This is a genomic window from Hydrogenophaga sp. (genome assembly GCF_018780385.1).
In the GTDB taxonomy this organism is placed as follows: Bacteria; Pseudomonadota; Gammaproteobacteria; order Burkholderiales; family Burkholderiaceae_C; genus Hydrogenophaga.
Genome location: NZ_JADMJO010000060.1, coordinates 22,217 through 28,632, shown reverse-complemented (window position 1 = coordinate 28,632; position 6,416 = coordinate 22,217). Strand labels below are relative to the sequence as shown.

The 6,416-nt window shown below is 62.7% G+C and carries 6 protein-coding genes; all 6 read right to left on the bottom strand.

All coding sequences use genetic code 11. The annotated features are described in order from the left end of the window. Nucleotides 1–1,564: AMP-binding protein (locus tag IV113_RS18205; protein ID WP_291087841.1), on the bottom strand; the 1,564-nt coding region annotated here is incomplete at its 3' end. Next, nucleotides 1,561–2,361, bottom strand: a complete 801-nt coding sequence (locus IV113_RS18200; protein ID WP_291087838.1) for an ABC transporter ATP-binding protein — start codon at nucleotides 2,359–2,361, stop codon at nucleotides 1,561–1,563. The genes IV113_RS18205 and IV113_RS18200, both read right to left, overlap by 4 nt. Before the next feature lie 3 nt (nucleotides 2,362–2,364). Then, the gene (locus IV113_RS18195) at nucleotides 2,365–3,525 is read right to left on the bottom strand and encodes an acyl-CoA dehydrogenase family protein (protein WP_291087835.1); all 1,161 of its coding nucleotides are present in this window, start codon (nucleotides 3,523–3,525) and stop codon (nucleotides 2,365–2,367) included. A 31-nt stretch (nucleotides 3,526–3,556) separates the two neighbouring features. Continuing rightward, nucleotides 3,557–4,324: an SDR family NAD(P)-dependent oxidoreductase gene (locus IV113_RS18190; protein WP_056278319.1), complete on the bottom strand. Its 768-nt coding sequence runs from the start codon at nucleotides 4,322–4,324 to the stop codon at nucleotides 3,557–3,559. Nucleotides 4,325–4,333: 9 nt separating this feature from the next. Continuing rightward, nucleotides 4,334–5,581 (bottom strand): thiolase family protein, encoded by a 1,248-nt coding sequence (locus tag IV113_RS18185; protein WP_056278322.1) that lies wholly within the window; start codon nucleotides 5,579–5,581, stop codon nucleotides 4,334–4,336. A 33-nt stretch (nucleotides 5,582–5,614) separates the two neighbouring features. Then, nucleotides 5,615–6,415: an enoyl-CoA hydratase/isomerase family protein gene (locus tag IV113_RS18180; protein WP_056278590.1), complete on the bottom strand. Its 801-nt coding sequence runs from the start codon at nucleotides 6,413–6,415 to the stop codon at nucleotides 5,615–5,617. Nucleotide 6,416 lies beyond the last annotated feature (1 nt).

The following is a 6,416-nucleotide window of genomic DNA, read 5'->3' as shown; positions in this document are numbered from 1 at the left end:
TCAGCGCGCCAACCCAGGGCCGGGTGGCGTCGCCCAGCACCATCACGTCCTTGATAAAGGGCGAAAAGCGCAACCGGGTCTCGATGAACTGCGGGGGATACGGGTGACCGCTGGCGAGTTTGACCAAGTGTTCCACCCGGTCGAGGTAGACAAGTTCTCCGCGCTCGGTCTTGCGCACTGCGTCACCGCTGACGTACCAGCCGTCGCGCTGGATGGTGGCGGTCTTCTCGGGCTTGCCCCAGTAGCCGAGAAAGCCGGTACCTCCGCGCAGCAACAGTTCGCCATTGTCCTCAATGCGCGATTCCAGCGGCGCGCCGAAGGCAGGGTCCACATCCAGTAGCGGGCCCACGGTTTCGAGGTCGCAGCGCTCGCCGCGGTGGCCAGCAATCAGACCAAACTCCGAGCAGCCATAAATATTGCGCAAGTGGACGCCCATGGCGTGAAATAAGCGAAACACGTCGGGTGCCATGGCGGTGCCGCCTGAAACCGCGACATCGCTGCGAATAAAGCCGAACTGATCGCGCACCGGGCGCAGGGCCAGCGCCTCGGCCACAGGCAGCAGCAGGCGCGACAGCCACGGTGCCGCGCGCCCTTCGAGTCGCGCCACATGCACGTCATGGCCGATGCGGATGCCCCAGCGGTAGATGCCGCGTGCCATCCAACTCGCGGCGAGCATGCGCGCCTCGATGGTGGCGGCGATGTTCTCCCATTGGCGCGGGCCAAACAGCACGATGTGCGGCGCAAGTTCGCGCACGTTGGGCAAGACCTGGTCGGGGCCTTCCGGGAAGTTGACCACCAGCGGCGTGATCAGCCCGAGGGTCACGCCCAGCAACTGCTCGGTGATCCAGGCCAGCGGCGTGTAAGACAAATATTCCATGCCGGCTTCCAGCGGCAACGCGCTCCTCATCCGAACCGCGTTGTCCATCAGCCAGCGGTGGCTGATCATCACGCCCTTGGGCTTGCTGGTGGTGCCGGAGGTGTAGGTCAGTAGTGCCAAATCGTCCGCTTGGCCGGCGTTGACTTCACGTTCGAAGCGCTGCGGGTGCCTCTCGTGCTGGCGCCGACCTTCAGCGGTCAGGTCATCAAAGGATTGCAGCAGCGTATGCCGGTACGACCACATGCCCGAGTTGTCCCAGTAGGCGATGCCCCGGATGTCGGGCAGCCGCTCCAGCAGCGCAAGCGCCTTGTCAACCTGCTCCTGATCCTGCGCGAAGATGAAGCGGGCCTTTGAATCCTCGCACAGGTAGTGCAACTCGTCGACGGTGGCGTCAGGGTAGACCGATACGATTTTGACGCCCAGTGACTGGGCCGCAAACAGCGCCCAGTAGTGCTCTGGTTCGTTCTCGCCGATCACAATCGCGGTTTCGCCACGCTGCAGGCCCTGCGCCGCCGCGCCAAGCGCAATGCTGCGCGTTCGATCAAACACGTCGGCCCATGTATGGCAGCGCCACATACCTTTGCGCTTGACGCGCTGCGCCAGCAACTGTGGATGTTCCCGGGCGTGGGCGAACAACTTCTGCGGCAGGGTCATGACGACTTCTGGGGCGGGGTCGGTCGCACTCATGCCGCTGCTCCCAAGTAGGCCTGGATCACGGCCGGGTCGGCCTGCACTTGTGCAGGCGTGCCGTCGGCGATCTTGCGGCCAAAGTCGAGCACCGCCACGCGGTCTGCCAGATCCATGACCACCCCCATGTCGTGCTCCACTAGCACAACCGGGATGCGCTTGGCCTCGCGCACGTCTATGATGAAACGGGCCAGATCTTCTTTTTCTTCGGTGTTCATGCCGGCCATGGGTTCATCCATTAACAGAACCTTGGGTTCCATCGCCAACGCACGGCCCAGGTCAACGCGCTTGCGAAGACCGTAGCCGAGCGCGCCTACCGGCTGGTGGCGGATATTCTCAATTTCAAGGAAGTCGATGATTTCCTCGACTGCTTCCCGGTGCAGCGTTTCTTCACGCTGGGTCCAGGGAAAGTAGAGAAATGCCTGCGCCAGATTTGATCGCATCTTGCTGTAGCGGCCGACCAGGATGTTGTCGATCACGCTCATGTTGGAGAACAAATGGGTGCCCTGAAAAGTGCGCACCACGCCTTCGCGCGCGATCTGGTGCACCGCGCGGCCTTTGATGTCTTGACCACGGTAGTGAACGCTGCCTTGTTGCGGCAGGTAGAAGCCGCTGAGCACGTTCATCAAAGAGCTCTTGCCCGCGCCGTTGGGCCCAATGATGGCCAGCAGCTCGTTGTCACGCACATCGATGGCGACCTCGGCCAGCGCGGTGACACCGCCAAAGCGCAAGGTGATGTCCCGCGCCTGCAGCACCGAAGCCTCGCTGGATGGGCTATTCAAGGAGTTAGAGGTCATGGGTTAGGAGAAGGCGTTGATACCGGTCAGGGCGCGGCCAATGATGAGTTTCTGGATTTCGGTGGTGCCGTCGGGAATCGGCATCATGCGTGCGTTTCTGAACAACAATTCAACGCCGAAGTCTTTGGTTATGCCGTTGCCGCCGTGAATCTGCACTGCTTTCGACGTGACATTGACCGCCATCTCGGTCGCGTACCATTTGGCCATGGCGCTTTGCACCTCGCTGCGCACGCCGTGGTCGATCAGGTTGAAGGCGCGGTAGACCAGCAGACGCGCGGCGTCGAGTTCGGTCGCGGCTTCGGCAAGCATGCCCTGGATCAATTGATGGCCGCCGATGGGCTTGCCATGCTGGCGGCGTTCCTTCGAATAGTCCACCGCCTTGTCGAGCGCCGCCTGTGCGATGCCCACCGAGGTAAGACCGACCATAGGACGCGCTTTCTCGAACAGCACCATGGTGTTCTTCAGGCCGGTGCCGGGGGCTATCATCATGTTGGCGGCCGGCACGCGCGCGCCATCGAAGAACAGCTGAGCGGTCGAGGTGCTGTTGAGCCCGAGCTTGTCGATGTTGCGGCTTTCGTAGCCGTGTTCGGCGCGGTCCACCAAGATCATCGAGATGGCGCCAGAACCTTCTTGTGAGGTACGCACGATGACCATGCAAAAGTCGGAGTAGTGGCCGTTGGATATCCAGGTTTTCTCCCCGGTGACAATGTAGTGGTCGCCATCGCGCTGGGCACGGCAGGTGACTTCAGCCACGTTGGAGCCGACCCCGGGCTCGCTGATGCCGCTGCAGGCAATGATTTCGGCGCGTACCATGCGTGGCAAATATTTCTCACGCATGGCCACGTTCGTGCAGACCTCCAGCGAATAGGCGCCGAGCTGCTGAATCAACAGCGAGATTGCCACGTCGCCGGAAATGCGAGCGAGTTGCTCATACATCAGTGCATAGGTGAGCCAGGGCATGCCCAGACCACCATGTTCCTCGGCAATGATGCCGTTGCCGCCCATGCCGTAGGGCAGCATCTTCTGGAAGATCTCCAGCATCACCTCTTTTTCAATTAGCTTGTCGGGCTGGTAGCGTTCGACAATCGGACGCAGTTCGGTCTCCAGGAAGCGAGTGAAGCCTTCCACGGCCATGCGCTGTTCTTCGGTGGGGAGGAAATTCATGGTGCTGGTCTCGGTGTGTTGTCGGTCTCGTTCAGCGAGTGCTCATGCGTGCACCGGCATCAATGTGCAAACAGGTCGCATTGATATAGGGGTTCTCGACGATGGAGCGCACCAGGTGGGCCAGCTCGCTGGCTTGACCCATGCGGCGCGGGAACAGAATCATGCGGTCAACGATGGCCTGTGCGACCTTCTTTGGCAGGCCCGCGACCATCGGCGTTTCGAACAAGCCCGGCGCAACCGCTACGCAGCGGATGCCCAGATCGGCCAGGTCCCGTGCCACCGGCAGCGTGAGGCCGATCACCCCGGCCTTGCTGGCGGCGTAGGCCGCCTGTCCCATCTGGCCGTCCTGTGCGGCACCGGACGACAGGTTGATGATGACGCCGCGCTCATCACCCTCAGGCTCATTGCGCGCCATCGCCACGGCTGCCAGGCGCAGCACGTTGAACGTGCCGGTCAGGTTGACGGCAATCACCTTGTCCCACAGTGCCAGGGGAAAGGGTTTTCCATCGGAGAAGGTCTTGGCTGCGTCGGGCACGCCAGCGCAGTTGATGCAAATGTGAATGGCGCCAAAACGGGCCAGGGTTGCGTCGATGCCCGCCTGCACCTGTGACTCACTGGTGACATCCACCTGCTCGAACATGGCGGCAGAACCCAGTTCGGTGGCTGCCTGTACACCACGCTCGCTGTCGCGGTCGAACAATGACACCCGCGCGCCGCCTTCGGCGAGCGCATCAGCCACCGCGCGTCCCAGGCCTGAAGCACCACCTGTGATGATGGCCACCTTGTCGTGAACAATCATTTTTGCCCTTCAGCGACCGAGAATGGTGATGGCGGCCACGGCTTCTTCAATTCCGAACAGGCCCCCACCGTTTTCTGCAATGGCAAGGCGGGCCCCTTGCACTTGGCGGGCCCCCGCTTCGCCGCGCAACTGCACGACCAGTTCGTGCAACTGACCCAGCCCGGTGGCGCCGATCGGGTGCCCCTTGGACTCCAGTCCGCCCGAGGTGTTGATCGGGATGCGTCCGCCAATCGTGGTGTCGCCGCGCTCGGCGAGCGGCCCGCCTTCGCCGAACGCACAGAAGCCAAGGTTTTCACTCTGCACGATTTCGCCGATGGCGGTGGCATCGTGGACCTCGGCCAGCGAAATGTCTTGCGGGCCAACGCCTGCGAGTTCGTAGGCTTGTTTGGCAGCCTTGACGGTGATGTGTTGATCCAGGTCTTCAGGGCGGCGGGTGCTGCCGGTGGCAATGACCGATGCCAACACCTTGATGGCGCGCCCACGCTTTGCCAGGCGCGCCAGTGCTGCTTCGGAACACACGACGACTGCGGCAGCCCCGTCGCTGATGGGTGCGCACATCGGCAGCGTCAATGGGTAGGCGATGGGGGGCGCGGCCAGTACCTCGTCAATGGTGTATGCATTGCGGTATTGCGCCAGCGGGTTGTGCACCGAATGGCCATGATTCTTGGCCGACACGGCGGCAATTTGTCGCTGCGTGGTGCCGAACTCGCGCATGTGAAAGCGACCAAAGGCGGCGTAAATGTCCATGAACAGGCTGTAGGGCGCCTTGGACATGGACCCTTCCGGCGGCTCAATACCGTGCCCCATTTGCAGCAGCCTGCGTTTGTTCTCCTCGACCGTGGCCACGTCCCAGGCGCCGTCGAAGACGCTGAACATTTTGGCTTTGTCGGCGCAAAACATTTTCTCGGCACCAATGGCCAGCGCGATCTCGCCTGCCCCCGAGCGCACGTACTGCACCGCCAGGTTGAAAGCCGAGCTGGCACTGGCGCAGGCGTTCTCAATGTTGAAGATCGGGATGGACTCGAAGCCCATCGAACGCAACACAATCTGGCCACGGATCATGGTCTGGCCTTCGAGCGCGCCCTGGGTTGCGTTAGAAAAGTATGCCGACTGGATGTCGCTGATGGACAGTCCGGCATCGGCCAGCGCGGCATTCACAGCAGCGGCGGTCAGTTGCTTGATATCGCGGTCAATAAACTTGCCGGTCGGCGTCATGCCGACGCCGACTACGTAGACGGCGGCTTGCGGGCTGGTCATGGAAATGCGTCCATTCAGAACAAGTGGGTGAAATCAGTAGCCCTTGAAATCGGGCGTGCGCTTGTCGACGAAAGCCGCGAGGCCCTCTTGTATGTCGTGCGAATGGCGGTGCGCGTCGAGCACCAGTCGCTCCAGCCGCAGCGCCGAAGCCTGTGGCTGCTCCAGCCCGTCGGCCACGGCCTGTTTCATGCGGCGCAGCACCAGCGGGCTTTTACTGGCGATGCGCAAGGCGAATTTTTCGACCTCGGACACCAGCTCGGCATCCGGCACAACACGGTTCACCAGGCCCAGCGGAACCAGTTCGCGTGCGGGCATGGTGTCGCCGGTGAACAGCAGGTATTTGGCGGCGGTGGCGCCGATGCGCCGTGGCAGGATCGCCGCGCCGCCCGCGCCCGGAAACACGCCGAAGTTGGCATGTGCGTCGCCGATGCGGGCACTTTCGGCGGCGATGATGAGGTCGCAGGCCATGGCCAGCTCCAGTCCGCCAGCCATCGTCAGACCGTTCAGCGCGGCGATGGTGGGTTTGGGGCACATGCGCAGCCGATCCATCATGCCGCCGACGAGATCGAGAAACTCGCCCATCGGGTCGCTCGGGCCGGGGCCGCCAGCGCTGCTCTCGAACACGCCTTTGAGGTCGGCGCCGGCGCAGAAGGCACGGCCCGCACCGGTCAGCACGATGACGCGGATGGTCGGGTCACGCTCGCAATGCGCGGTCGCATCGCGCAATTCGGCGCACATTGTCTCCGACAGCGCATTCATCGCATCGGGCCGATTCAGCGTGATCCACGCCACGGCACCACGTTGCTCAAAGCGGATGGTCAACGAGGGTTGCATC